At 75.2% G+C, this 23,995-nt stretch carries 21 protein-coding genes and 1 pseudogene; 11 read left to right on the plus strand and 11 right to left on the minus strand.

Annotation, left to right across the window (positions count from 1 at the left end; genetic code table 11):
• Nucleotides 1-48 precede the first annotated feature (48 nt).
• The 3 genes from ABTZ17_RS19700 to ABTZ17_RS19710 form a co-directional block, all read right to left on the minus strand.
• Nucleotides 49-927, minus strand: a complete 879-nt coding sequence (locus ABTZ17_RS19700; protein ID WP_352196950.1) for a heme ABC transporter ATP-binding protein — start codon at nt 925-927, stop codon at nt 49-51.
• Nucleotides 928-971: 44 nt separating this feature from the next.
• Nucleotides 972-2,009, minus strand: a complete 1,038-nt coding sequence (locus ABTZ17_RS19705; protein ID WP_352196951.1) for a FecCD family ABC transporter permease — start codon at nt 2,007-2,009, stop codon at nt 972-974.
• A gap of 183 nt (nt 2,010-2,192) precedes the next feature.
• Nucleotides 2,193-3,227: a heme/hemin ABC transporter substrate-binding protein gene (locus ABTZ17_RS19710; protein WP_502994746.1), complete on the minus strand. Its 1,035-nt coding sequence runs from the start codon at nt 3,225-3,227 to the stop codon at nt 2,193-2,195.
• A gap of 113 nt (nt 3,228-3,340) precedes the next feature.
• Between ABTZ17_RS19710 and ABTZ17_RS19715 the strand changes: the two genes are divergently transcribed.
• From ABTZ17_RS19715 to ABTZ17_RS19725, 3 genes are all read left to right on the plus strand, one after another.
• Complete coding sequence (locus tag ABTZ17_RS19715; RefSeq protein ID WP_352196934.1) at nt 3,341-4,747, plus strand: HtaA domain-containing protein; 1,407 nt, start codon at nt 3,341-3,343, stop codon at nt 4,745-4,747.
• A gap of 161 nt (nt 4,748-4,908) precedes the next feature.
• Nucleotides 4,909-6,426, plus strand: a complete 1,518-nt coding sequence (locus tag ABTZ17_RS19720; RefSeq protein ID WP_352196935.1) for an HtaA domain-containing protein — start codon at nt 4,909-4,911, stop codon at nt 6,424-6,426.
• A gap of 32 nt (nt 6,427-6,458) precedes the next feature.
• Nucleotides 6,459-7,190 (plus strand): PhzF family phenazine biosynthesis protein, encoded by a 732-nt coding sequence (locus ABTZ17_RS19725; protein WP_352196936.1) that lies wholly within the window; start codon nt 6,459-6,461, stop codon nt 7,188-7,190.
• Nucleotides 7,191-7,391: 201 nt separating this feature from the next.
• Here the strand turns inward: ABTZ17_RS19725 and ABTZ17_RS19730 are convergent, their stop codons facing one another.
• Nucleotides 7,392-8,039 carry a biliverdin-producing heme oxygenase gene (locus tag ABTZ17_RS19730; protein ID WP_352196937.1) on the minus strand — a complete coding sequence of 216 codons (648 nt, stop codon included), beginning with the start codon at nt 8,037-8,039 and terminating at the stop codon, nt 7,392-7,394.
• Nucleotides 8,040-8,285: 246 nt separating this feature from the next.
• Complete coding sequence (gene map, locus ABTZ17_RS19735; RefSeq protein WP_352196938.1) at nt 8,286-9,143, minus strand: type I methionyl aminopeptidase; 858 nt, start codon at nt 9,141-9,143, stop codon at nt 8,286-8,288.
• A gap of 57 nt (nt 9,144-9,200) precedes the next feature.
• Between map and ABTZ17_RS19740 the strand changes: the two genes are divergently transcribed.
• The gene (locus tag ABTZ17_RS19740) at nt 9,201-9,440 is read left to right on the plus strand and encodes a hypothetical protein (RefSeq protein WP_352196953.1); all 240 of its coding nucleotides are present in this window, start codon (nt 9,201-9,203) and stop codon (nt 9,438-9,440) included.
• Between the two features lie 141 nt (nt 9,441-9,581).
• Here ABTZ17_RS19740 and ABTZ17_RS19745 read toward each other — a convergent pair whose 3' ends face one another.
• Nucleotides 9,582-10,184, minus strand: coding sequence for a hypothetical protein (locus ABTZ17_RS19745; RefSeq protein ID WP_352196939.1), 603 nt, complete (start codon nt 10,182-10,184; stop codon nt 9,582-9,584).
• Nucleotides 10,185-10,276: 92 nt separating this feature from the next.
• On the opposite strand from ABTZ17_RS19745, the gene npdG reads away from it, so the two are divergent.
• Nucleotides 10,277-10,981, plus strand: a complete 705-nt coding sequence (gene npdG / locus ABTZ17_RS19750) for an NADPH-dependent F420 reductase (RefSeq protein ID WP_352196940.1) — start codon at nt 10,277-10,279, stop codon at nt 10,979-10,981.
• A 243-nt stretch (nt 10,982-11,224) separates the two neighbouring features.
• Nucleotides 11,225-11,422 carry a hypothetical protein gene (locus ABTZ17_RS19755; protein WP_352196941.1) on the plus strand — a complete coding sequence of 66 codons (198 nt, stop codon included), beginning with the start codon at nt 11,225-11,227 and terminating at the stop codon, nt 11,420-11,422.
• Between the two features lie 46 nt (nt 11,423-11,468).
• Here the strand turns inward: ABTZ17_RS19755 and ABTZ17_RS19760 are convergent, their stop codons facing one another.
• Nucleotides 11,469-12,272, minus strand: a complete 804-nt coding sequence (locus ABTZ17_RS19760; RefSeq protein ID WP_352196942.1) for a site-2 protease family protein — start codon at nt 12,270-12,272, stop codon at nt 11,469-11,471.
• A 55-nt stretch (nt 12,273-12,327) separates the two neighbouring features.
• Between ABTZ17_RS19760 and ABTZ17_RS19765 the strand changes: the two genes are divergently transcribed.
• Nucleotides 12,328-15,699, plus strand: coding sequence for an ATP-binding protein (locus tag ABTZ17_RS19765; RefSeq protein ID WP_352196943.1), 3,372 nt, complete (start codon nt 12,328-12,330; stop codon nt 15,697-15,699).
• A gap of 32 nt (nt 15,700-15,731) precedes the next feature.
• Here ABTZ17_RS19765 and ABTZ17_RS19770 read toward each other — a convergent pair whose 3' ends face one another.
• The 3 genes from ABTZ17_RS19770 to panB all read right to left on the minus strand — a co-directional run bounded on the left by ABTZ17_RS19770 (nt 15,732) and on the right by panB (nt 18,743).
• On the minus strand, nt 15,732-16,589 hold the full coding sequence (locus tag ABTZ17_RS19770) for an ABC transporter permease (RefSeq protein ID WP_352196944.1): 858 nt from the start codon (nt 16,587-16,589) through the stop codon (nt 15,732-15,734).
• A complete protein-coding gene (locus ABTZ17_RS19775; RefSeq protein ID WP_352196945.1) occupies nt 16,586-17,611 on the minus strand; it encodes an ATP-binding cassette domain-containing protein in 1,026 nt (341 codons plus the stop codon). Before ABTZ17_RS19775 ends, ABTZ17_RS19770 begins: the two co-directional genes overlap by 4 nt.
• A gap of 259 nt (nt 17,612-17,870) precedes the next feature.
• Nucleotides 17,871-18,743: a 3-methyl-2-oxobutanoate hydroxymethyltransferase gene (gene panB / locus ABTZ17_RS19780; protein WP_352196946.1), complete on the minus strand. Its 873-nt coding sequence runs from the start codon at nt 18,741-18,743 to the stop codon at nt 17,871-17,873.
• 328 nt (nt 18,744-19,071) lie between these two features.
• Here panB and ABTZ17_RS19785 point away from each other — a divergent pair, with 328 nt between their 5' ends.
• Nucleotides 19,072-20,103: an endonuclease/exonuclease/phosphatase family protein gene (locus tag ABTZ17_RS19785; protein WP_352196947.1), complete on the plus strand. Its 1,032-nt coding sequence runs from the start codon at nt 19,072-19,074 to the stop codon at nt 20,101-20,103.
• Nucleotides 20,104-20,126: 23 nt separating this feature from the next.
• Here ABTZ17_RS19785 and ABTZ17_RS19790 read toward each other — a convergent pair whose 3' ends face one another.
• Nucleotides 20,127-21,881: an NAD+ synthase gene (locus ABTZ17_RS19790; protein WP_352196948.1), complete on the minus strand. Its 1,755-nt coding sequence runs from the start codon at nt 21,879-21,881 to the stop codon at nt 20,127-20,129.
• Nucleotides 21,882-22,133: 252 nt separating this feature from the next.
• Between ABTZ17_RS19790 and ABTZ17_RS19795 the strand changes: the two genes are divergently transcribed.
• The 3 genes and pseudogenes from ABTZ17_RS19795 to ABTZ17_RS36960 all read left to right on the plus strand — a co-directional run bounded on the left by ABTZ17_RS19795 (nt 22,134) and on the right by ABTZ17_RS36960 (nt 23,813).
• Entirely contained in the window at nt 22,134-22,820 is a 687-nt protein-coding gene (locus ABTZ17_RS19795) for a DUF998 domain-containing protein (protein ID WP_352196949.1), read from the plus strand.
• Nucleotides 22,821-22,858: 38 nt separating this feature from the next.
• Nucleotides 22,859-23,344: pseudogene (locus ABTZ17_RS36955) on the plus strand (alpha/beta fold hydrolase); the annotation flags it as partial.
• Nucleotides 23,345-23,528: 184 nt separating this feature from the next.
• Nucleotides 23,529-23,813 carry a hypothetical protein gene (locus ABTZ17_RS36960; RefSeq protein ID WP_502994748.1) on the plus strand — a complete coding sequence of 95 codons (285 nt, stop codon included), beginning with the start codon at nt 23,529-23,531 and terminating at the stop codon, nt 23,811-23,813.
• The last annotated feature ends 182 nt before the right edge of the window (nt 23,814-23,995 follow it).

Genomic DNA, 23,995 nt, shown 5'->3' on the forward strand with positions numbered 1-23,995 from the left:
CCCGTCACGGAGCCTCCATGACTGCCCCAACGTCCGGTCAAATGCGGGTCAAGGACGGGCTCCGGCGGCCTCGGCGGCGGCTTCGGCGGCGGTCCCGGCGGGGGCGGGCCCGGGCCGGAGCGGCACCACCAGCGGGGTCCCGGTCCGCGGGTGCGCGAGCACCTCCACGGGCTGCCGGTACACCCGGCTCAGCAGCTCCGCCCCGAGGACCTCGGCGGGCGGACCGGCCGCCGCGATCCGACCCTCGTGCAGGACCGCGATCCGGTCCGCGTGGGCGGCCGCCAGGCCCAGGTCGTGCAGGACCACCACGACCGCGTCCCCGGCGGCGGCCCGCTCGCGGCAGATCCGCAGCACCAGTTCCTGGTGGCGCAGGTCCAGGGCCGCGGTCGGTTCGTCGAGCAGCAGCAGTGCGGTCCGCTGGGCCAGGACCCGGGCCAGGGCCACCCGGGCCCGTTCGCCGCCGGACAGGGCCGCGTACGGCCGGCCCGCGAACCCGGTGGTCTCGGTGAGGGCCATGGCCTCGGCCACGGCCCGCTCGTCGGCCTCGGCCTGCGGGGTGCCCGCCCAGGGTGCCCGGCCCATCCGGACCACCTCGGCGACGGGGAACGGGAAGGACAACGGCGCGGACTGCGGCAGGACGGCCCGGCGCAGGGCCAGTTCCGGAGCGGTCCACTGGTTCGCCGGACGGTCGTGGATCCGCAGCTCCCCGGAGGCCGCCGGCAGGTCCGCGGCGAGCGCGGCGAGCAGGGTGGACTTCCCGGCGCCGTTCGGACCGACCAGGGCGAGGAGTTCACCCGCCCGGGCCCGCAGCGACACCCCGGCCAGCACCTCCCTGCCGCCGAGCCGCAGCCGCAGGTCGCGGGCCTCGGCCAGGACGGTGCCCGGGGAGGGTCGGGCGGTGGGGTCGGGTCCGTCGGCCCGTCCCATGAGGGCGGCGGCCAACCGCCGCCGGCCCCGCAGCAGTGTGGTGTTCACGCCCAGCCTCCCTGCTTGCGACGGGTCCGACGGAGCAGCCAGAAGAAGAAGGGGCTGCCGAACAGCGCGGTGAGCACGCCCAGCGGGAGCTCCGCGGGCGGGGCGATGGTCCGGGCGGCCAGGTCGCCCGCGAGCAGCACCACGGCCCCGCCCAGGGCGCTGCCCGGGATCAGGAACCGGTGCCCGGGCCCGTGGGCCATCCGCAGCAGGTGCGGCACGAGCAGCCCGACGAAGGTGATGACCCCGGCGACGGCCACGGCCGCGGCGGTGAGCAGGGCCACCAGCAGGATCAGGGCGCGGCGCGTCTTCTCCACCTCCACGCCCAGGTGCCGGGCGGGCCGTTCGCCGAGGGCGAGGAGGTCCAGGCGGCGGGCGTACAGCGGGGCGACGAGCAGCGCGGCGAGGGCGCAGGGCAGGACGGCCAGCACCTTGGGCCAGGTGGCCTGGGCGAGGGAGCCGAGCTGCCAGAAGGTGATCTGGGTGAGCTGGGCGTTGTCGGCGAAGAAGAGGAAGAGCCCGATGAGGGCGCCCGCGAAGGCGTTCACGGCGATGCCGGTGAGGATCAGGGTGACCACCTCGGTCTTCCCGCCGGAGCGGGAGAGGAGGTAGACGAGGGAGACGGTGGCCAGTCCGGCGGTGAAGGCGCAGACGGTGACGGTCCAGTTCCCGAGGAAGCTCAGGCCGAGGGCGATGGCGGCGACCGCGCCGACGGCGGCGCCCGCGGAGATGCCGATGACGCCCGGTTCGGCGAGCGGGTTGCCGAACACGCCCTGCATCAGGGCGCCCGCGCAGCCCAGGGCCGCGCCGACGGTGACGGCGAGGACCAGCCGGGGCAGCCGGACGTTCCACAGCACGCTCTCGGCGGTGCGGTCGAGCGGGGCGCCGCCGAGGCTGAGGCGGTGCAGGGCGGAGGTCAGGATGTCGCCGGCGGGGATCCGGTAGGCGCCCAGCCCGGCGGAGAGCAGGGCCAGCCCGATCAGGGCCAGGGTCAGGGCGAGCAGCGGCCACAGGGCGCGGCGCCCGGTGCGGGGCACGGGTGGGGGCGCGGCGGCTCCGGTGTCGTCGGTGGCGGTTCCGGTGGTGGTTCCGGCGGCGGGGGAGCCCTCCCGGGCGGGGCCGGTGGCGACGGCACCGCCCGGGAGGGGGGTCTCGGTGGCGGGGGCGCCGGTGGTGGTCGGCGTCGGGCCGGTGGGGGCGAGGTCGGGTGCGGTCACCGGTCACCTCCCGGTGGGGCGGTGCAGCTGGGCGATGATCTTCTTGAGCACCTGGTCGGTGCGGGGCCCGTAGTTGAGGAGGACCCCGTCGTCCACGGTGACCACCCGGCGGTCGCGGCCCGCCGGGGTCTGGGCCACGCCGGGCAGGGCGGCCAGTCCCTCGACCCCGCCGACGGAGTCCAGCCCCTTGGACATCACGAGCAGGGCGTCGGGAGCGGCGGCCGCCAGGGCCTCGCTGGTGAGCGGGGTGAAGTCCTTGGTGAGTCCGGACTCCTTGCCGGCGTCCACGGCGCCCGCCGCCTCCAGGAGGGAGGAGGCGCCGGAGTCCCGGCCGCCGATCAGGTACACGGAGGCGGAGCCGCGCAGGTAGAGGAAGGCGACCCGGGGGCGGTGGCCCGCGGCGGCGGCCGGGATGCCGGCGCGGGCGGCCCCGATCCGTTCGGCGGTGCGGGCGTTGAGGCGTTCGCCGGCCTCCGGCACGCCGAGGGCGGCGGCCACGGCGGTGATCCGGCGGGCCACGTCGTCGAGGGACTTCGCCGGGGGGACGACGAGCACCGGTACGCCCGCGTCCCGGATCTGCCGGACCGCTTCGGCGGGGCCGGTGGTGGTCTCGGCGAGGACGAGAGTGGGCCGCAGGGAGAGCACGCTCTCGGCGGACACGTCGTGGGCGCGGGTCACCACCGGCAGCTTCGCGGCCTGTTCGAAGGTGGCGGTGATGTCGCGGGCGACTACCTTCGGGCCCAGGCCCAGGGTGTGGACGATCTCGTTGAGGCCGCCGGAGAGCGGGACGAGTCGGTCCGCGGAGGCGATCGTGACCCGGGTGCCGCCGTCCCCGGTGACCGTCACGGGGAGGGCCGGTACGGGGGCGGGGCTCAGGGGCTCCACCCGGTCGGGCGCGGCCGCGGTCCGGTCCGGTCCGGCGGTGCCGGCGGGCTGTCCGGGGCTGCCGCAGCCGGTCATGACCGTGACCAGGGTGAGCAGGGTGGCCAGGGCAACGGCCGGGCGGGGCAGGCGGGTTGGGCGCGCGGCCGGGGGCACGGGGCACCGTCCTTCAACTGGTTCGAGTTCCGTGGCGGCGGGGGTTCCGTACCCGGCCAGGGGTAGCTTAGGTTAGCCTAACCTCAGTTTCCAGGCCTCGGAGGGGAGCTCTCATGTCCGCACGCCCTGCCCGTGCGCTCACCGTCGCGCTGTTGGCGGCTCTGTTGGGCGCCCTGCTCCCGGCGGCCGCCGCGGCCGCCGCGGAGCGGTCCGTGCGCGGCGGGCGGCTGGACTGGGGACTCAAGTCCTCCTTCCAGAGTTACGTCACCGGCCCCGTGGCGAAAGGCTCTTTCCGGCTGAAGGGCGGAGCCGCCACCGCCGGCGGCAGCCTCTTCCGCTTCCATTCCGCCACCGGCACCTACGACCCCGCCACGGGCGCCTTCCGGGCCGCCTTCAGCGGCGGGGTCCGGTTCCGCGGTCACGAACGCCCCGACGGCACCCACGAGCTCGACCTCACGGTGAGCCGCCCGGTGGTCCGCGTCCAGGGCGGTCGGGGCACCCTGTACGCGGACATGGCGAGCCGGGCCAAGGGCGCCTCCGCGGTCACCGTGACCGCCGGGGTCCCGCTGGCCGAACTCTCCCTGTCCGGGATCGACATGCGCGGGGCCGGCAGCCCGCTGGTGCTCGACGGCGTGCCCGCCGTGCTCACCGCCCAGGGCGCCCGCGCCTTCGCCGGCTACTACCCGGCCGGGACCCGCCTGGACCCGGTCAGCCTCTCCGTGGACGTGGTGGCGGCCCCGGCCCGGCCCTCCGCCCGGCCCAGTGTCACCGCCACCCCCGCCGCCAAGCCCCCGACGGGCGGCGCCCTCAGCGACGGCGCGGTCGACTGGGGCGTGCGCCGCACCTTCCGTGAGTACGTCTCCGGCCCCGTCGGCCAAGGGCGGTGGGAGCTCACCGACGGCGCCCAGGACGGTGGGGCGGTCTTCCGCTTCCCCTCCGGAAAGGGCACCTGGGAACCGAACGGCGGCGCCCTGCGCGCCGAGTTCGCCGGCACCCTCCGCTTCACCGGCGCCCATCTCGACCTGGCCTTCTCGAAGGTGACCGTGACCGTCGCGGGCGGCAAGGGCACCCTGCTGGCCGACGTCACCGCCAAGGGCGCCACCCGCAGGGCCGTGCCCGTGGTGGAGTTCGAGGCCGCCGGGCTCACCGCGAAGGACGGGCTCGCCGTCCTGACCGAGGCCCCCGCCCGGCTCGCCCAGGGCGGTGCCCTCGCCTTCGGCTCCATGTACCGGGCCGGCACCGAGATGGACCCGGTCTCCCTGGCCGTCGCCCTCCGCCCGGAGGCGCGCCTGCCCGCCCTGCCCGACCTCGGCAGCACCGCGAGCCCCGGCGCCGCGCCCCCCGCGACCCGGGACCCGAAGGCGCCCGCCGCGGCGAGCCCGGCCCCCGCGGCCGCGGCCTCCGAGGCGGGGCCCGGCACCGGGCTCCGGATCGCCATCGGCCTCGGAGCGCTCCTGCTCGCGGCCCTGACCGTCCTCGGAATCCGTTTCGCCAAGGCCCGCCGCACCCCGGCCGGCTGATCCCCCGACGGGTCCGCACCCCCGGGACCCGTCCCCGAGGCCCGACCCCCGGGCTCGGACCGCCCTCCGGCGGACCGTGCCCGGACCCCCTGTCACCTCCGTCCTCTTTCTCCTCGCGCTCCGGCCTCCGGGCCGCGCCTCACCCCCAGGAGTCTCCTGTCATGTCCACGCCCAATTTCCGTACCCTGGCCGTGGCGGCCGCCGCGCTCACCGCGGCCGCGCTCGGTGCGGTCACCCTCGGCGTCCCGGCCCAGGCCGCCCCGGCCGCCGCCGCCCAGGGCGCCCCCGCCGCGCAGCCCCCGATCAAGGTCGGCGACGGCACCCTCGACTGGGGCGTGGTCAAGCGCTACCGCGACTACGTCACGGGCATGGCGCAGGGCACCATCACGGTGGCCCAGGGCGCCAAGAAGAACGCCGACGGCACCTTCCGCTTCGTCTCCGCCACCGGCCAGTACGACCCGGTCAAGCACGTCGTGACCACGGCCTTCAAGGGCAGCGTCACCTTCGCCTCCACGGCCCACGGCTTCGAGGTCAAGCTGACCGACTTCCGCTTCGACAGCGGCGCCAAGCGGCTCACCGCCGACGTCACCAAGAACGGCACCACCACCCAGGACGTGCCCCTGGCCGACGTGGCCGTGACCGGCCCCTCCCTGGAGAAGCTCCCCACCACCCTCACCAAGCAGGCCGCGGAACAGCTCGGCGGCCCCTACGAGGGCATCGCGGGCGACCCCCTGACGGTGGCCCTGAAGTTCGACGCCACCCGCCCCACGCCCACCCCGACCCCCACCGTCAAGCCGACCCCCACGGCCAAGCCCACCCCCACCGCCAAGCCCACGCCGAAGCCGACGCCCACCGCGTCCAAGCCCCCGGTGAACCCCACCCCGACCCCGACCTCCACCACGGGCACCTCCCGGAAGATCGTCGACGGCAAGCTCACCTGGGGCGTGAAGGAGTCCTTCCGCCGCTACGTGCTCTCCGGCGGGACCATCACCCCCTCGAAGGGCGCCGCCAAGAGCGGTCAGACCTACGCCTTCACCAAGGGCACCGGCACCCTCGACACCAAGGCGAAGAAGCTCAACGCCTCGGTGAGCGGCAGCCTCCGCTTCCAGTACCCGGCGCACCGCCTGGACATGACCTTCGGCACGGTCCGCGTCAACACCAGCGGCAAGACCGGCACGCTCGTCCTCAACGTGAAGACCGCCGCGGGCCTGAAGAAGAACGTCTCCTTCGCCACGCTCGACCTCTCCCGCGCCTCCTACACCCCCAAGAACGGCGTGCTCACCCTGAAGTCGGTGCCCGCCGTCTTCACGGCGGCCGGCGCGGCCGTCTTCGCCAACGACACCACCGGCTCCCCCTACCGCAAGGGCGACGCCCTCGACCCGGTGACCCTGGCCGTCTCCGTGGACTCCGGCGCCTCCCTGCCCACGACCACCGGCGGCGGCTCCACGGGTGGCGGTACGGCCGGTTCCGGCACCGCGGGCGGCGGGATCGCCGGCGGCGGCACGGCGGGCGGCGGCACCGCGGGCGGCTCCTCCGCCGGGGTCGCGGGCGGCGGCGCCCTGGCGGCCACCGGCGCCGAACTGGCGGCCGGTCCGCTGCTGACCGCCTCCGGCGCGATCATCGCCGCGGGCGGGGCCGTGGTGTTCGCGGCCCGCAAGCGGCGTCCCGCGGCCGGCTGACCCCACCGGGCCGCCCGTGCTTCAATGCCCGCGTGAACGATCTCGACGTGCTCAAGGTGTTCTGCGCGGGCGACGGGCGACACGGCAACCTGCTCGGCGTCGTGCGCGACGGCCGGACCCACCCGGACCCCGAGTCCCGGCAGGCCCTGGCCGTCGCACTCGGCTTCAGCGAGACGGTGTTCGTCGACGACCCCGAACGCGGTGTCGTCGACATCCACACCCCCGGCGCGGTCATGCCCTTCGCCGGGCACCCGCTGGTCGGCGTGGCCTGGTTGCTCGACATCGAGGAGCTGAACCCGCCCGCGGGCGAGGTCTGGGCCCGCGACGACGGGGAGTTCACCTGGATCACCGTCCGCCCCGAATGGGTCACCGGCAAGCGGACCGAGCAGTACGCGAGCCCCGCCGAGGTGGAGGCGCTGCCCGCCCCGCCGCCCGGCGAGGGCTGGCTGTACGCCTGGGCCTGGGAGGACGAGGCCGCGGGCCGCGTCCGGGCCCGCGGCTTCCCGCGCCGGCACGGCTGCGGGGGGAGCTGTCCCGAGGGCTCCGGCCCCTGCCCCCTCTCGCCCGTCACCGAGGACGAGGCCACCGGCTCGGCGGCCCTGCTGCTCACCGCGGAACTGGGCCGCGCCCTGAACATCACCCAGGGCGCCGGCTCGCAGATCCTCACCGCCCCCGGACCGGACGGCACCGTCGAGATCGGCGGCCGGGTCCGCTTCGCCCCCGACCGGGCGCACCTGACCCTGGCGGCCGGCCATTCGGCCTGAGGCCGCGGGCGCCCGCGCGACGGCGGCCGCACGCGGCCGTCCCGCATCACCGGCGCCCCGCCCGCGGGCGCCCGCGGGCCGCCGTCCCGCGCGGACGGGCCCCGAACGACCGCGGCCCGTCCGGTCCCGGTACCCCCGAAAGGGGCCGGGACCGGACGGGCCGGTTCGCGAGGGGTGCGCGGCGCGGGCGGGCCGGGACGCTCAGGCGGACAGCGGGAACTGCTCGCCCAGCTCCCGGAAGACCGCGCCGTTGAAGTCGAAGGCCCGCTTGCACTCGTCCACGATCCGCTGCTTCTCCAGGTCGTCCACCGGGAGGGAGTCGAGCAGTTCGCGGTACTCGCGCTTGAACGCGGCCGGGTTGCCGACCTGCTCGAACACGTAGAAGCGGACGCCGTCGCCCTTGCGGGCGAAGCCCCAGGTGCGCTCGGCGCGGTCCCGGATGATCTGGCCGCCGGAGAGGTCGCCCAGGTAGCGGGTGTAGTGGTGGGCCACGTACCCGCCCGGCCACTCGGCCGCGCAGTGCGCCACCCGGTCCGCGTAGGCGCGGGTCGCCGGCAGGGCCGTGGCGGTCTCCCGCCAGTCCGGCCCGCGCAGGTGGGCCAGGTCGCGCTCCAGCTCGGCCACGCGCATCAGCTCGGGCTGGATGAAGGGGCCGGCCACCGGGTCCTCCCGCAGGGCCGTCGCCCCGTCCTCCAGCGCCCGGTACACGAACCACAGCTGCTCGGTGTAGCGGGCGTAGGCGTCCACTCCGAGTCTGCCGCCGAGCAGGTCCGACATGAAGGCCGAGGTCTCGGCTTCGGTGTGCTGCTCGTGCGAGGCGACGCGGATGACCGTAGAGAAGGCGTCCAAGGCGGACCTCCAGAGGACCGGACGGAAAAGGGGGCGGGGGAGCCGGCCGGGGCCGCTCTCGCCCGATCTTCCTACTTAGGCTTACCTAAGTCAATCTGTTCCCGACAACTTGTCGGCAACTCTCCTCACGAGTCTTCCCCGCACGACCGCGCCCCATGCCTCCCGTCTCGGAACGGGAGCGCACGGGGCGCGGGGGGTCGGGGGCGGCGGGTCGGAACGGGCGGGGTCCCGGGCCCGGGACGGGGGTCAGGGCAGGGTCAGGATCTCCGCCCCGGTGTCCGTCACGACCAGCGTGTGCTCGAACTGCGCGGTCCGCTTCCGGTCCTTCGTGACGACGGTCCAGCCGTCCGCCCACATGTCGTACTCGTGGGTGCCCAGGGTCAGCATCGGCTCGATGGTGAAGGTCATCCCCGGCTGGATCACGGTGGTCGCGTGCGGGCTGTCGTAGTGCGGGATGATCAGCCCGGAGTGGAAGGACGAGTTGATCCCGTGCCCGGTGAAGTCCCGGACCACCCCGTAGCCGAAGCGCTTGGCGTACGACTCGATGACCCGACCGATGATGTTGATCTGACGGCCCGGCTTCACCGCCTTGATCGCGCGCGCCAGGGACTCCCGGGTCCGCTCCACCAGCAGCCGCGACTCCTCGTCCACCTCGCCGCACAGGTAGGTGGCGTTGTTGTCGCCGTGCACGCCGCCGATGTAGGCGGTCACGTCCAAGTTGACGATGTCCCCGTCCCGCAGCACCGTCGAATCGGGGATGCCGTGACAGATGACCTCGTTCACCGAGGTGCACAGGGACTTGGGGAAGCCCCGGTAGCCGAGCGTCGAGGGGTACGCGCCGTGGTCGCACATGTACTCGTGCGCGACGCGGTCCAACTCGTCGGTGGTCACGCCGGGGGCGATCAGCTCGGCGGCCTCCGCCATGGCCCGGGCGGCGATCCCGCCGGCGAGGCGCATCGCCTCGATCGTCTCGGCCGACTGCACCTCGGGCCCGGTGTACGGGGCGGGGGCGGGCTTGCCCACGTACTCGGGGCGCCGGATCCTGCCGGGAACGGAACGGTGGGGGGAGAGCTCCCCTGGAACGAGCAGCGACTGGCCAGACATGCATGCGAGTGTATCCAGCGGGGATCGGGCAGCATGGCGGCAAAGAGAGGAGCCGCGATGGCCCTGTTCAAGAAGCGCCAGGAAGGCAAGCCGGGCGAGTGGTACTACTGCCTGGTCCACAAGAAGGTCGAGGAGGGGCCCGAGTGCCCCGCCAAGGACCGCTTCGGCCCCTACGGCACCCCCGAGGAGGCCCGCCACGCCATGGAGACCGCCCAGGAGCGGAACCTGGAGTGGGACACCGACCCCAAGTGGCACGACAAGCGCTCCGGGGACGGCGAGGGGGAGAACGCGACCTGAGGGCGCCCGGGCCCACGGCCCCGGGGCCGTACGGCTCCCGCCCCGGGTCGGTCCCGGCGGCGGCCCGCGAGTCGGGCCGCCACCGGCCCCGACCCGGGCCGTCCGGCACCGTCCGGCGCGGCCCCCGACGGGGCGTTCCCGCTACCAGCGGCCCGGCGGCGGGGCGGTCAGCTGGTCGGCGAGCCGGGCCAGCCGGTCCCGGAACCGGCGCGGGGCGCGCGGCGCGGTCGGCCCGTTCTCCCCGGCCGCCGCGCTCACCAGGTGCTGCACGGTGTCCAGGTCCGGCCCTTCCGCGGGCGGCACCGACAGGGCCTCGTGGGCCAGCAGCCCCAGCTCCCGGTCCCCGCCGTCCAGCGACAGCACCCGCGCCCCGGCCCGCCGCGCGTCGTGCACCCGCTCCAGCAGCCCCGCCCCCGGCTCTCGCGGGGACACCACCAGCACGGTCTCCCCGCGCCGCGCGGCCTCCAGCCGCCCCAGCCCCACCGACAGGTGCGCCGGGTCCCCGGGCCGCACCCGGTGCCGCACCAGCGTCGGCGCCAGCTCCGGCAGCCCCGACCAGGCCGCCTCGTCCACCAGGTGCGCCGCCAGGTGCCAGGGCTCGTACCCCTCACCGCCCACCAACAGCAGCCCGCCCCCGGCCGGCAGCACCGAGGACCGCAGACCGCCCGCGAACCGGCGGACCTCCCCCGGCCACTCCGTACCGGCGAGCACCTCGCGCAACAGCGCCACCCTGACCGCGTCCATCCCGGCATCCTGCCGCCCCCGCGCCCCGCCCGGGCCGACTCGCCGCGTCCTCACCCGTTCGGCCTCGCCTACCCGGCAGTACCCTCGCCCCCATGACCTCCACAGACAGCGCGCAGAACAAGACGGCCCGGGACCCCTGGGAGCTGCCCGACGTCTCCGGCCTCGTGGTCGGCGTCCTCGGCGGCACCGGGGACCAGGGCCGCGGCCTCGCCTACCGCCTCGCCCGCGCCGGCCAGAAGGTGATCATCGGCTCCCGGGCCGCCGACCGCGCCGAGTCCGCCGCGGCCGAACTCGGCCTCGGCGTCGAGGGCGCCGACAACGCCGAGTGCGCCCGCCGCAGCGACATCGTCATCATCGCCGTGCCCTGGGACGGGCACGCCAAGACCCTCGAAGCCCTCCGCGAGGAGCTCGCCGGCAAGCTCGTCATCGACTGCGTCAACCCGCTCGGCTTCGACAAGCAGGGCGCCTACGCCCTCAAGCCGGAGGAGGGCAGCGCCGCCCAGCAGGCCGCCGCCCTGCTCCCCGACTCCCGGGTCACCGCCGCCTTCCACCACCTGTCGGCCGTCCTCCTCCAGGACGAGACCCTCGAAGAGATCGACACCGACGTGATGGTGCTCGGCGAGTCCCGCGCCGACACCGACCTCGTCCAGGCCCTCGCCGCCCGGATCCCCGGCATGCGCGGGGTCTTCGCGGGCCGCCTGCGCAACGCCCACCAGGTGGAGTCCCTCGTCGCCAACCTGATCTCGGTCAACCGCCGTTACAAGGCCCACGCCGGCCTGCGGGTCACCGACGTCTGACCCCGCCGCCCGACCGCCGCACCCCCTGCCCGGCCGTTCCCGCGCCGGGCCGGGGCCCGGCACCCCGCCGGGCCCCCGGACCCGCCCGCCCCGGGCCCCCGGACCCCGGCCGCGGTGACCTCCGCACTCCGTGGGCCCCCGGACCCGGGGCCTTTACGGGACCACTGCGGGCCATGGGGGACACTGGTCGGGCACTACCCCGCAGTACCCCGACCACAGCCCGCCCGCTAGGAGCTTCCCCCCATGCCCCGCCTCGCCCTGTTCGCCCTTGCCGTCTGCGTCCTCGCCGTGGCCGCCGCCGTGGTCGCCTTCGTCGAGGGAAGCTTCCTCGGGATCATCTGGGTGCTGCTCGCCGGGCTCTCCTCGAACATGGCGTGGTTCTACCTCCGCAAGGCGAAGCTCGAAAAGCAGGCCGCCACCCGCAACCCCTCCGGCGCCTGACCCCCGGCCCCCGGGCCGCCCCCGGCCGCTCGCCCCGTTCCCGGGGTCAGCGCAGGGCGGCTTCGCAGAGGGGGGCCGTGTCCTGCCAGAACCGGTACAGCTCGCGGCCGCAGGCGGCCTCCAGGTCCGTGACGCCGAGACCGTCCAGCAGGGCGTACACGAAGTCGAAGAAGGCCCTGTTCACCTCCGGGATGAACAGCACCACGAACACCGCCAGCAGGCCGAACGGGGCGTACGGCTCGATCTGCCGGCGCACCCCGGGGGACAGCCACGGCTCGATGATCCCGTAGCCGTCCAGGCCCGGCACCGGCAGGAAGTTCAGCAGGGCCGCCGTCACCTGGAGCAGCGCCAGGAAGGCCAGCGCGAACCGGAAGGCCATCGGCACCCCGTCCAGCGCGCCCAGCCAGAACGGCGCCGTGCACACCACCGCGAACAGGACGTTCGTCAGCGGGCCCGCCGCCGACACCACGCTGTGCCGCCACCGCCCCGGGATCCGACCCCGCTCGATGAACACCGCACCGCCCGGCAACCCGATCCCACCCATGATCACGAAGGCGACCGGCAACACGATGCTCAGCAGGGCGTGCGTGTACTTCAGCGGATTCAGCGTCAGGTAGCCCTTCGCGCCGACCGTGAAGTCCCCGCCGTGCAGCGCCGTCCGGGCGTGCGCGTACTCGTGCAGGCACAGCGACACCACCCACGCCGAGGTCACGAACAGGAACACCGCGAACCCGGTGCTCGACGCGAACTCCGTCCACACCGCCCACCCGGTGACCGCCATGACCGCGGCGATGCCCAGGAACACCGGGCTGACGCGACGCTCCGCGGTACCCGTCCGATCAGCTGCCATGGCCCGAACCTACCGCGCTCCGCTCGCTCCGGCGGGCTCCGGGGACAATGGTCCGGTGCGTTACGCGATCCTCGGCCCCGCCCACGTCCTCCGCGAGGACGGCACCCCCGTCCCCCTCGGCGGTGCCCGTCTGCGCGCCCTGCTGTCCGCGCTCGCCGCCCGGCCCGGCCGGCTGCTGCCCGCGGACCTGCTCGTGGCCGAGATCTGGGCCGACCGGCCGCCCGCCGACGCCCCCGCCGCCCTCCAGGCCCTCGTCGGCCGGCTGCGCCGGGCCGTCGGACACCCCGCCGTCGAGTCCGTCGCGGGCGGCTACCGCCTCGCCGCCGGCCCGGAGGACGTCGACGCCCACCGCTTCGAACGGGCCGCCGCCCGCGCCGCCCGCGACCTCGCCGAGGGCCGGCCCGAGGAGGCCGTCCACGGCTACACCGAAGCCCTCGGACTCTGGCGCGGCCCCGCCCTCGCCGACCTCCCCGAGCCCGGCGCCGAGGCCGCCCGCTGGGAAGCCCTCCGCCAGGACGCCCGCCGCGGCCGCCTCGCCGCCCTCCTCGCCGCCGGCCGCGCCGCCGAAGCCCTCCCCGAACTGGCCTCCCGGTGCGCCGAATTCCCCCTGGACGAGGCCCTGCACGCCCTCCACATCCGAGCCCTGCGCGACGCGAGCCGCCCCGCCGAGGCCCTCGCCGCCTACGAACGCGTCCGCCACGAGCTCGCCGACCGGCTCGGCACCGACCCGGGCCCGGCCCTGCGCGCCCTCCACGCCGAACTCCTCGCCCCCGGCCCCGCCGCCCCACCGGCCCCGCTCCCGGCCGCCCCCGCGCCCCCCGCCCCGCCCGGCCGCCCCGGCAACCTCCGCGCCCGCCTCACCACCTTCGTCGGCCGCGAGACCGACATCGCCGCCATCGGGGCCGACCTCCGGCACTCCCGGCTGGTGACCCTCCTCGGCCCCGGCGGCGCCGGCAAGACCCGCCTCTCCCAGGAAGCCGCCGAACAACAGGGCGACGCCGACTGGCCCGACGGGGTCTGGCTGGTCGAACTGGCCCCCGTCGACGACCCCGAGGACGTGCCCGAGGCCGTCCTCGCCGCCCTCGGCGTCCGCGAGAGCGCCCGCCGCGGCGCCGCCGAGGAACTGCGCGCCCTCACCGAACGGCACGGGGACGACCCCCTCCTCCGCCTCGCCGAGTACTGCGCGGGCCGCCGCGTGCTCCTCCTCCTCGACAACTGCGAACACGTCATCGCCGCCGCCGCCTGGCTCGCCGCCGAACTCCTCGCCCGCTGCCCCGGCGTCCGGATCCTCGCCACCAGCCGCGAACCGCTCGGCGTCCCCGGCGAGACCCTCCGCCCCGTGGAACCCCTCCCCGACCGGATGGCCCTGCGCCTCTTCGGCGACCGCGCCGCCGCCGCCCGCCCCGGCTTCACCGTGGACGCCGACCCGGAGACCGCCGCGGCCGCCGCCGAGATCTGCCGCCGCCTCGACGGACTGCCCCTGGCCATCGAACTGGCCGCCGCCCGGCTCCGGATGATGACCCCGCGCCAGATCGCCGACCGCCTCGACGACCGCTTCCGGCTCCTCACCGGCGGCAGCCGCACCGTACGGCCCCGACAACAGACCCTGCGCGCCGTCGTCGACTGGTCCTGGGACCTCCTCGACGACGCCGAACGGGCCGTGCTCCGACGCCTGTCGGTGTTCGCGGGCGGCTGCGGCCTGGCCGCCGCCGAATCCGTCTGCGCCGACGACCCCACCGGCGCGGCCGCTCCCGAGCACCCTGACACGGCCACCGCCGACACCGACCGGCTCGACCCGCTCGACGTCCCCGGGATCCTCGGCTCCCTCGTCGACAAGTCCCTGGTCGTCGCCACCGAGGACACGACCGGCGAGATGCGCTACCGCCTCCTGGAGACCGTGGGCGAGTACGCCGCCGAACGCCTCGGCGCCATCCCCGGCGACCGCGCCGCCACCGAGGCCCGCCACCTCGTCCACTACCGCGAACTGGCCCGCCGCACCGGCCCCCTGCTGCGCGGCCGCACCCAACGCGCCGCCGCCGCCCTCATCAAGACCGAGTACGAGAACCTCCGCACCGCCCTGCGCCGGGCCGGCGCCGCCCGCGCCGAGCACGAGGTGATCTGCCTGGTCCACTCGCTCGTCTGGTACTGGCACATGTACGACCTCCGCACCGAGTCCCGGCACTGGTCCGGACTGGCCGCCGACCTCGGACCCGACCCCTTCGCCGCCCCCGTCCGCCCCGCCCCGCCCGTCACCGGACGCGTCGTGGACACCCCGCCGCCCTACACCGGGGAACTCCTCACCGAGGGCCGGCGCGGCATCCGCATGATCCAACTCGCCTCCCGGGACCAGACCGACATCGACTGGGGATCCCCCGAGGCCCGCGCCCAGGTCGCGGGGATCGTCGCCGCCTACCGCCCCGGCCTGCCCCAGACCTGCCACAACCCCGGCAGCCTGTGGATCTACGCCGTCATGATCGCCGGGGACGCGGCACTGCTCCGGGAGACCATCGACGCCACCGTCACCACCTGCCGGGAACTCGGACACACCTGGGAACTGGCCTCCGCCCTCCAGCTCCGCGCCAACGTCCTCGCCAACCGCGCCGACTGGGCCGGCAACGCCGCCCGCGACGCCGAGGAGAGCCTCGACCTCTTCCGCGGCCTCGGCGACGACTGGGGCTGCGCCGAAGCCCTCTCCGCCCGCGGCGAATCCCTCGAACGGCAGGGCGAGTGGGCCCGCGCCGCCGAGGACTTCCGCGGCGCCATCGAGTACGCCCGCAGGCTCGGCGCGGAGGCCCAGGTCACCGTCCTGCGGGTGCGCCTCGCCGGGGTCCTCGGCGAGCTGACCCCCGCCGACCAGACCGAGGCGGAGGAGATCCTCCGGGAGGTCGTCGCCTCCTTCCACACCTTCACCAACGAGGCCACCCCCGCCGCCCGCATGTTCCTCGCCATGCGGATGGCCCGCACCGGCCGCACCGAGGAGGGCCGCGCCCAGCTGACGGCCCTCCGCGAGGAGTTCTCCTTCGGCGCCTACGGCGTCTTCGACGGCTTCCTCCTGGGCACCGAGGCGCTCCTCGACAACATCGACGGGGCCCACGAGGACGCCCTGAAGGCCCTCCGGCAGGCCCTGGCCGTCGTCGGTGACCCCCTCACCCAGATGGTGGCCCCGCACATGGGAGCCGTGTACCTGATGACCGCCGCGGGGGCCCTCGCCGGCCTCGGCGGCCCCGACCGGGCCCGGACCGCCGCCCGCCTGCTGGGCGCGTACGCGGCCCTGCTGCCCGAGGGCCACCAGCCGCCGACCATCGAACGGGAGGCCCGGGACCGTGCCGAGGAACTGGCCCGCGCCGCGCTCGGCGCGGCCGCCTTCGAGGCCGGGTACGCCGAAGGCGGCGGCCTCTCCCTGGAAGAGGCCACCGCCCTCGTCTGACCGGCCGTGCCGGGACACCGCCCCGGCCCCGCTCAGGTCTTGTTGCGGAACTTGCGGACCGCCAGCGGCGCCGTGACCGCCGTGATGCCCACCGACCAGATCAGGGTGACCAGGACGGAGTGCCCCACCGGGCCCGTGCCGTTGAGCAGGTGTCGGGCCGCGTCGGCCAGCGTGGAGAGCGGGTTGTAGTCCGTGAAGGACTGCAGCCAGCCCGGCATCGTGCTGGTCGGCGCGAAGATCGAGCTGCCGAACTGGAGCGGCATCAGCACCAGCATCGCCATGCCCTGCACGGCCTGCGGGGTCTTCATGGTCAGACCCAGCAGGATGAAGATCCACATCAGTGAGGCGCCGAAGACCATCGACAGGCCGATGGAGGCCAGCAGGGCCGGTACCGAGTGCACCGACAGGCCCAGCAGGAAGCCCATGCCCAGGAGGATGGCGGTGGCCACGACCATCCGGCCCATCTCGACCACGATCTTCGCGATGAGCACCGAGGAGCGGGCGATCGGCATGGACCGGAAGCGGTCCATGACGCCCTTCTTGAAGTCGTCGTTGACGCCGGTGCCCACGCCCATGGCGATGTTCATGCCCATCATGGCCATCAGGCCCGGCACCACGTAGTTCACGTAGGTGTCCTGGTTGCCCTTGCCGGAGATCGCGCCGCCGAAGACGAACACGAACAGCAGCACGAAGATGATCGGCATCAGGACGGCGTCGAACATCGACTCCGGGTCCTGCTTGATCTGGAGGGCGTTGCGCCGGACCAGCGCGCCGATGTGCCGCAGGTGTCCGCGCAGCGGGATCCGGGTGTCGGCCGCGGCCCGGACCGGGGCACCGGACGCCGGGGCACCGGTACCGCGGGTGGGAGCGGACTGCGTGGTCGTGCTCATGCGGCGACCTCCTCGGGGGCGTCGGTGACGGGGGGCAGTTCGGCGTCGGCGGTCTTGTGGCCGGTGATGGCCAGGAACACTTCGTCGAGGCTGGGCAGGTAGGTGCCGAGGTCGGCGACGGCGTACCCGCGGGCGGCCAGCAGGCCCACCACCGCGGTCAGCTGCTCGTCGCTGAGGATCGGCACCAGCAGCGCGCCCTCGTCGGGCACGGCCTGGGTGCCGGAGACCCCGTCCAGACCGGCCTCGGCCAGGGCGCGGGCCATGCCCGGCACCACCGACGGGTCCACCGGCCGCACCCGCAGGGTGCGCCCGCCGACCCGGGCCTTGAGGTCGTCCACCTTGCCGTTGGCGATGACCTTGCCGCGGTCGATGACCGTCAGCTCGCTCGCCAGCTGCTCGGCCTCCTCCATGTACTGGGTGGTCAGCAGCACGGTCACGCCCTCGGCGACCATCCGCTGCACCTCGTCCCAGACCTCGTTGCGGGTCCGCGGGTCCAGGCCGGTGGTGGGCTCGTCCAGGTAGAGCACCGCCGGCCGGCCGATCATCGAGGCGGCCAGGTCGAGCCGACGGCGCATGCCGCCGGAGTACTGCATCGCGGGACGGGCGGCGGCCTCCGTGAGGGAGAAGCGCTCCAGCATCTCGTCCGCGCGCTGGCGGGCGTCCCTGCGGGACAGGTCCAGCAGCCGGCCGATCATGTACAGGTTCTCCCAGCCGGACAGCTTCTCGTCCACCGAGGCGTACTGCCCGGTGAGGCCGATCGTGCGGCGCAGCTGGCGGGGCTGGGCCACCACGTCGTAGCCGGCGACCCGGGCGGTGCCCGCGTCCGGGACGATCAGGGTGGACAGGCAGCGCACCAGGGTGGTCTTGCCCGCGCCGTTGGGGCCGAGGACACCGAGCACGGTGCCCTCCCGGACGTCCAGGTCCACGCCGTCCAGTGCTTTGGTCTCGCCGTAGTGCTTGACCAGTCCCCGCACCTCCACGGCCAGCGGGCCGCTTCCGGGGTTCTTGTCGATTCGCGTCATGCCCCCTAGGAGAGCAGGTGCCACCGACAACGCCCCGACAGGCCGCCGACAGCACCCCCGCCGCCCGGCCCCCGCGCTGTCGGCGGCACGTCGGTGACCTGCGGAAGCGCGGCGGAACGGAGGCGGGACCGGGCGAGGCGGAACCCGGGGGACGACACGGTGGGACGTGCCGGGGAAACGGCCCGGGGGCCGGTCCGCGCGCTGCGGACCGGCCCCCGGGGTGCGTGCCCGGAACCGTCGCGGCCCCGGGTCATCGGGCTCAGTGGAAGGCGTGCTCCTCCTGCGGGAACGATCCGCCGGCCACGTCCTCGGCGAAGGCGCGGGCCGCGTCGCCCATGGTCTTCCGCAGGTCCGCGTACTGCTTGACGAACTTCGGCAGCTTCCCCTCGGTGAGCCCCATCATGTCCGTCCACACCAGCACCTGAGCGTCACAGTCCGCGCCCGCTCCGATGCCCACGGTGGGGATGTGCAGGGAGCGGGTCACCTCGGCGGCCAGCTCGGCCGGCACCAGCTCCAGGACCACCGCGAAGGCGCCGGCGTCCTGGGCCGCCTTCGCGTCACGCAGCAGTCGGTGCGCGTCCTCGTCGGAGCGGCCCTGCACCCGGTAGCCCATGGCGTTCACCGACTGCGGGGTCAGCCCCAGGTGCGACATCACGGGGATGCCCGCCTGCACGATCAGCTCCGTCTGGCGCAGCGAGCGCTCGCCGCCCTCCAGCTTCACGGCGCCCACCCCGGCCTCCTTGACCAGTCGGGTGGCGCTCCGCAGGCCCTGTACCGCGCCCTCCTGGTACGAGCCGAACGGCAGGTCGCCCACGACCAGGGCGCGGCGGGTGCCGCGGACCACGGCCGCGGACAGCATGGTCATCTCGTCCATGGTCACCGGCACGGTGGTCTCGTAGCCGAGGTGACAGTTGCCCATCGAGTCCCCGACCAGGATCACGGGGATCCCGGACTGGTCGAAGACGGAGGCGGTCATCGCGTCGTACGCGGTGAGCATGGGCCACTTCTCGCCCCGCTCCTTGGCGAGGGCCAGGTCGCGGATGGTGACCCTGCGGTTGCTCTTGCCTCCGTAGAGGGAGGGGCCGGCCGGCGTCGCGGCGGCTTCGCGGGCAGGCGAAACGGCGTGCGTCATTGCAACTGCTCCTTGTGTCATCTCGAGGCACCCTGACGGCGTCCCCGGACTTCCCCTCCATGGTGGCACCGTCGGGCCGTACCCGGAAGCCGGGGGAGGGGCGGGCCCGCGTGGCCTCCCGCACACGCGCGGGCCCGGCCGGCCCGGCTTCCGGACGCCCGTACGGGGCCGGCACGAATATGCGCGTTTCGTTACAAGGGGAACCCTCGCCACCGCCCGCGCCGTCATCGCTCCCGAACGGCCGTCCCGGACGGCACTCAAGACGCTGATCATCGCCTAGGGTCGGAGGGCGGGGACGGTGCGCGAGCAAGGCAGTGAGGACACAGGCATGGCACAGGCGTACATGACGGAGACGGGGAACGGCGGCTCCGGTGACGAGCCCACCGGATCCCGCTTCCGGCGCCGGCTGGCCGGACTGCGCCGGGATCCGGGCATCTGGCGGCGCGGCATCGTCACCGGCGCGCTGGCGGCGGTGATCTCCCTGGTGATGGTCTTCCACGCCCAGTTGCCCAACACGGTCGGCAACCTCGGCAGCCTCATCGAGACCTTCCTGCCGTGGTTCGGCGTGTTCGTCCCGCTGCTCGGCCTGATCGGCGTGCTCCGCAAGTCGGCCACCGCGCTGATCGCGGTCGCCGTCCTCGCCGCGGTGTGGCTCAACTTCTTCGGCGGCCTGGTCACCGACAAGTCCGGGGGCGGCGGCAACCTCATGGTGGCCACCCACAACGTCGACGCCGACAACCCCGAACAGCGGTCCACCGCCGCCTCCGTGGCCGCCTCCGGGGCCGACGTCCTCGCCCTCACCGAACTGAAGTCCGGGGCCGTCGACGTCTACGCCAAGGAACTGGCGAAGACCTACCCCTACCACTCGGTGGAGGGCACCGTCGGCCTGTGGAGCAAGTTCCCGGTGCGCGACAGCAGCCCGGTCGACATCAAGCTCGGCTGGACCCGCGCCATGCGCGCCACCGTGGAGACCCCCCAGGGCCCGGTGAAGGTGTACGTGGCGCACCTGCCGTCCGTCCGCGTCAAGCTCGACGCGGGCTTCACCGCCAACCAGCGCGACAACAGCGCCGACGCCCTCGGCCACGCCCTCGCCGCCGAACCCCTCAAGCGGGTCGTGCTGCTCGGGGACCTCAACGGCACCATGAACGACCGCGCGCTGTCCCCGGTGACCTCGCAGATGCGGTCCACGCAGGGCGCGGCCGGGGACGGCTTCGGCTTCAGCTGGCCCGCCCAGTTCCCGATGGCGCGGATCGACCAGATCATGGTCCGCGGGCTCACCCCGGAGGCGTCCTGGACCCTCCCGCGGACCGGCAGCGACCACCTTCCGGTGGCCGCCCGCCTCACCGTTCGCCCCGAGTAGTCCCCGCGGCCCCGGGCGTGCCGTCAGGCCCGTTCCCGCCAGCCGTTGGTGACGGGCAGTCGGCGGTCCTTGCCGAAGCCCTTCGCGGAGATCTTCGTACCCGGCGGGTACTGGCGGCGCTTGTACTCGGCCGTGTCCACCATCCGCAGGATCCGTGCCACCAGCTCCGGTTCGTACCCGGCCGCCACGATCCGGTCCAGGCCCTGGTCCCCGTCCACGTACAGGGCCAGTACGGCGTCCAGCACGGGGTAGTCCGGCAGGGAGTCCGTGTCCACCTGGCCGGGCCGGAGCTCGGCGCTGGGCGGCTTGGAGATCGAGTTCTCCGGGATCGGCTCCGCCTCCCCGCGCGCGAGGGCGGCGGCGTTGCGCGCGCGGGCCAGCCGGAACACGTCCGACTTGTACACGTCCTTGATGGGCCCGTAAGCGCCCACGGAGTCCCCGTACAGGGTGGAGTAGCCCACCGCCAGCTCGGACTTGTTGCCCGGGGCCAGCACCAGGTGGCCCTCCTGGTTCGACAGGGCCATCAGCAGGGTGCCGCGCAGCCGGGACTGGAGGTTCTCCTCGGCGAGGCCGGTCAGCCCCAGGGACCCCATGTACGCGTCGAACATCGGCACGATCGGCACGGTGCGGAAGCGCAGGCCCGTGCGGCGGGCCAGCTCGGCGGCGTCGGTCCGCGAGTGCTCCGAGGAGTACTTCGAGGGCATCGACACCCCGTGCACGTTCTCCGGGCCCAGCGCGTCGCAGGCGATCGCGGCGACCAGCGCCGAGTCGATGCCCCCCGACAGGCCGATCAGCACCGACCGGAAGCCGTTCTTGCGCACGTACGCGCGCAGTCCCGTGACCAGGGCCTCGTACACCTCGGCGTCGTCGGACAGCCGCTCCGCCAAGCCGCCCGTGACCACCGGCTCGTAGGCGGGCAGCGGCTCCTCCGAGAGGACCACCCGCTCGATCCGCAGCCCGTCGTCCACGACCCCCTCCGGGGCGTCGGGCGAGGCGGCGGGCAGGTCCAGGTCCACCAGCACGCAACCCTCGGTGAACTGCGGGGCCCGCGCGACCACCGCCCCGTCGCGGTCGACCACGATGGAGTCCCCGTCGAAGACCAGCTCGTCCTGGCCGCCCGTCATCGCCACGTACGCCAGCGCGCACCCGGCCTCCTGGGCCCGCTTGCGGACCAGTTCGAGGCGGACGTCGTCCTTGTTGCGCTCGTACGGGGAGGCGTTGAGGGAGAGCAGCAGGCCGGCCCGGGCGGAGCGGGTGGCCGGGACCCGGCCGCCGTCCTGCCAGAGGTCCTCGCAGATGGCCAGCGCCACGTCGATCCCGTGCACCCGGATCACCGGCTGGGTGTCCCCGGGCACGAAGTACCGGAACTCGTCGAACACCCCGTAGTTCGGCAGGTGGTGCTTGGCGAAAGTGAGGGCCACCGCCCCGCGGTGCAAAACGGCGGCGGCGTTCAGCGGGGAGCCGGCGGGCCGGCCCAGCCGCGGTTCGGCCCGCTCGGCCCGGTCCAGGTAGCCCACCACCACGGGCACCTCCCCGAGTCCCTCGGCGGCCAGCCGGCCGGCCAGGGACCGCAGCGCGGCGCGCGAGGCCTCCACGAAGGAGGACCGCAGCGCGAGGTCCTCCACGGGGTATCCGGTCAGCGCCATCTCGGGGAAGGCCACGAGGTGGGCGCCGTGCCCGGCGGCGTGCCGGGTCCAGTGCAGGACCGATTCGGCGTTGGCGGCGATGTCACCGGTGTGCGCGTCGGTCTGGTTCAGCGCGAGGCGTAGTTGAGGCACGCCCGCCAGTGTAATCGTCTTTCTGACGCGATGTCCTGGCCGGGGGCAACCGGAACGCCACCGAAGGCGTCTGGGGGGGTGCGGGGGAGCGCTGATGAGGTGCGGCGGAACCCGGCCCCCGCCGGCGTTCGGGACGCGGGCGGGACGGGGCGGAGCCCCCGCGGGGGCCGCGGCGGCGACTCACCCGCACCCCGGCGGCCCCGCCCCCCACCCCCGCCCCACCGGGAACCTTTTGCATAGGATGATCCCACTATGTCGACCACCGGTACGCGGCCCATCGCCGCCCTCCTCGGCCTCGGCGCGGCCGCCTACACCGCTTGGGTCCTCGAAGTCGTCCTCTCCACGGGCCTCGACCCGGTGCAGACGTACGTCAGCGAGCTCGCCGCCCGGGACCAGCCCCTCGGCGGGCTCTTCCGCGCCACCGACTTCACGGCCGGGTTGCTCGCCTGCGCCGGTGCCGTCCTCGCCCTGCTCCGGCTGTTCCGGGAACCGGCCGCCCGCCGCTTCTGGACCGTCACCGGCTGGGCCGGGATCGCCCTGTTCGGCGCCGCCACCGCCGCCGACGCCTGGCTGCCGCTCAGCTGCAAGCCCACCGTCGACCCCGAATGCGCCGCCCGCGAGACCGCGGGCCTCGTCCCCGCCACCCACCAGGCCCACGCCATCAGCTCCAGCCTCGCCATGTGCGGGGCCCTCGTCGGCATCGTCGCCCTGACCGTCGCCGCCCGCCGCTACCGGCAGTGGCGCCCGCTGGCCCGCACCGGCCCCGCCCTGGTGGCCGTCGAACTGGCCGCCACCGTCTGGACCCTCACCGCCATCGCCCTCTTCACCGCGGGCCGCGGCACCTGGGCCCTCGGCGCCGGCCAGCGGCTCCAAGTGCTCGTGGTCGCCCTCTGGCTCGGCCTGCTCGCCTGGTCCGTCTTCAAGGAACGCCGGACGTGACCGCCGGGGACGCTCCGGCACCGCGCTTCCAGGGCTTCCTGCGCCCCGGCACCGGCCCGGCGGCCGTCCCGCTACACGTCCGCGTCGAGGGCACCGGCCCCGTCTGCGTCCTCGCCGCCGGGCTGGCCCTGTCCTGGTTCGACTGGGACCCCGTGGTGCCGCTCCTGGCCCCGTACCGCACCGTGGTCCGCTACGACCGGCCCGGCCACGGGCTCAGCGCCCCGGCCCGCGAGCCCTCCACCGCGGCGGGCGAGGCCCACCGGATCGCGGCCCTCCTCGACGCCCTCGACGCCCGCGGCCTGCTCGCGTCGGAAGGCCGCCCGGAGCGCGTACCGGAGGCGGCGCCCGAGGGGGAGCCGAGGGCGCCCGCGCCGAGGCCGCCCGTACGGCCGTCCGTGACCGCCGCGCCCGTGACCGTGGTCGGGCACTCCCTCGCCGGGTTCCACGCGGAGGCGTTCGCCCGCCTGTACCCGGAGCGCACCGCCGCCGTGGTCCTCGTCGACGGCAGCGTGGCGCACCCGCCCCTGCTCGCCGCCCCCGCCGCCCGGACCGCCGCGGCCCGGCTGCTGGGAGCCGTCGTCAGCGGGCTGGGGCTCCCGGCGGCCCTCGGACCGGCGGTGCGCCGGGCGGCCGTCCGCGCCTCCCGCACCGGCGGCCCCGACCCGGCCCCCCCGGGACCTGGTCCGCCGCTGCTACCGCACCGGCCGGGTGTGGCGCGGGGCCCTGCTGGAGAACGCCCGCTACCCGGCCGTCTCCGCCGAGCTGACGGCCCTGCGCGGAGAGCGCCCGCTGACCGCCCCCGTGACGGTGCTGGCCGGCGACGACGGCTCGGGCGGCCGCGCCGCCCGCGGCTGGCTCGCGGAGCAGGCCGGCCTCGCCGCCACCCTTGGCGCCCGCTTCGAGGTGGCCCGTCCCGCCGGCCACCACGTGATGGCGGACCTCCCCGCCGAGGTCGCCCGGACCGTCCTGGAAGCCGGGACGGGGGCTCCCTGAGCCCTCACGGCCCCGAAAACTCCGGGGGAAAAACCGCCCCGGCCGGGGAGTCTCCGCGACCGGGCCATCTCCGTGGACCCCGGGCCCCCGCGGACACGGGGGAGGGCGGGGGCCCGCCCGGCCCCCCCCCCCCCAACCCCCCCCCCCGCCGCCGCCCCCCCCGGCGACCGCCGGGGGGGGCG

This window comes from Streptomyces sp. NPDC097619 (assembly GCF_040302735.1).
In the GTDB taxonomy this organism is placed as follows: domain Bacteria; phylum Actinomycetota; class Actinomycetes; order Streptomycetales; family Streptomycetaceae; genus Streptomyces.

Excerpts from the sequence above, each read along its gene's own strand:
- ABTZ17_RS19720 (WP_352196935.1), top strand. The coding sequence starts at position 4,909 with ATGTCCACGCCCAATTTCCGTACCCTGGCCGTGGCGGCCGCCGCGCTC.
- ABTZ17_RS19755 (WP_352196941.1), top strand. The coding sequence starts at position 11,225 with ATGCCCCGCCTCGCCCTGTTCGCCCTTGCCGTCTGCGTCCTCGCCGTG.
- npdG (WP_352196940.1), top strand. The coding sequence starts at position 10,277 with ATGACCTCCACAGACAGCGCGCAGAACAAGACGGCCCGGGACCCCTGG.
- ABTZ17_RS19785 (WP_352196947.1), top strand. The coding sequence starts at position 19,072 with ATGGCACAGGCGTACATGACGGAGACGGGGAACGGCGGCTCCGGTGAC.
- ABTZ17_RS19700 (WP_352196950.1), bottom strand. The coding sequence starts at position 927 with ATGGGACGGGCCGACGGACCCGACCCCACCGCCCGACCCTCCCCGGGC.
- ABTZ17_RS19775 (WP_352196945.1), bottom strand. The coding sequence starts at position 17,611 with ATGACGCGAATCGACAAGAACCCCGGAAGCGGCCCGCTGGCCGTGGAG.
- ABTZ17_RS19760 (WP_352196942.1), bottom strand. The coding sequence starts at position 12,272 with ATGGCAGCTGATCGGACGGGTACCGCGGAGCGTCGCGTCAGCCCGGTG.
- ABTZ17_RS19715 (WP_352196934.1), top strand. The coding sequence starts at position 3,341 with ATGTCCGCACGCCCTGCCCGTGCGCTCACCGTCGCGCTGTTGGCGGCT.
- ABTZ17_RS19745 (WP_352196939.1), bottom strand. The coding sequence starts at position 10,184 with ATGGACGCGGTCAGGGTGGCGCTGTTGCGCGAGGTGCTCGCCGGTACG.
- panB (WP_352196946.1), bottom strand. The coding sequence starts at position 18,743 with ATGACGCACGCCGTTTCGCCTGCCCGCGAAGCCGCCGCGACGCCGGCC.
- ABTZ17_RS19770 (WP_352196944.1), bottom strand. The coding sequence starts at position 16,589 with ATGAGCACGACCACGCAGTCCGCTCCCACCCGCGGTACCGGTGCCCCG.
- ABTZ17_RS19795 (WP_352196949.1), top strand. The coding sequence starts at position 22,134 with ATGTCGACCACCGGTACGCGGCCCATCGCCGCCCTCCTCGGCCTCGGC.
- ABTZ17_RS19740 (WP_352196953.1), top strand. The coding sequence starts at position 9,201 with ATGGCCCTGTTCAAGAAGCGCCAGGAAGGCAAGCCGGGCGAGTGGTAC.
- map (WP_352196938.1), bottom strand. The coding sequence starts at position 9,143 with ATGTCTGGCCAGTCGCTGCTCGTTCCAGGGGAGCTCTCCCCCCACCGT.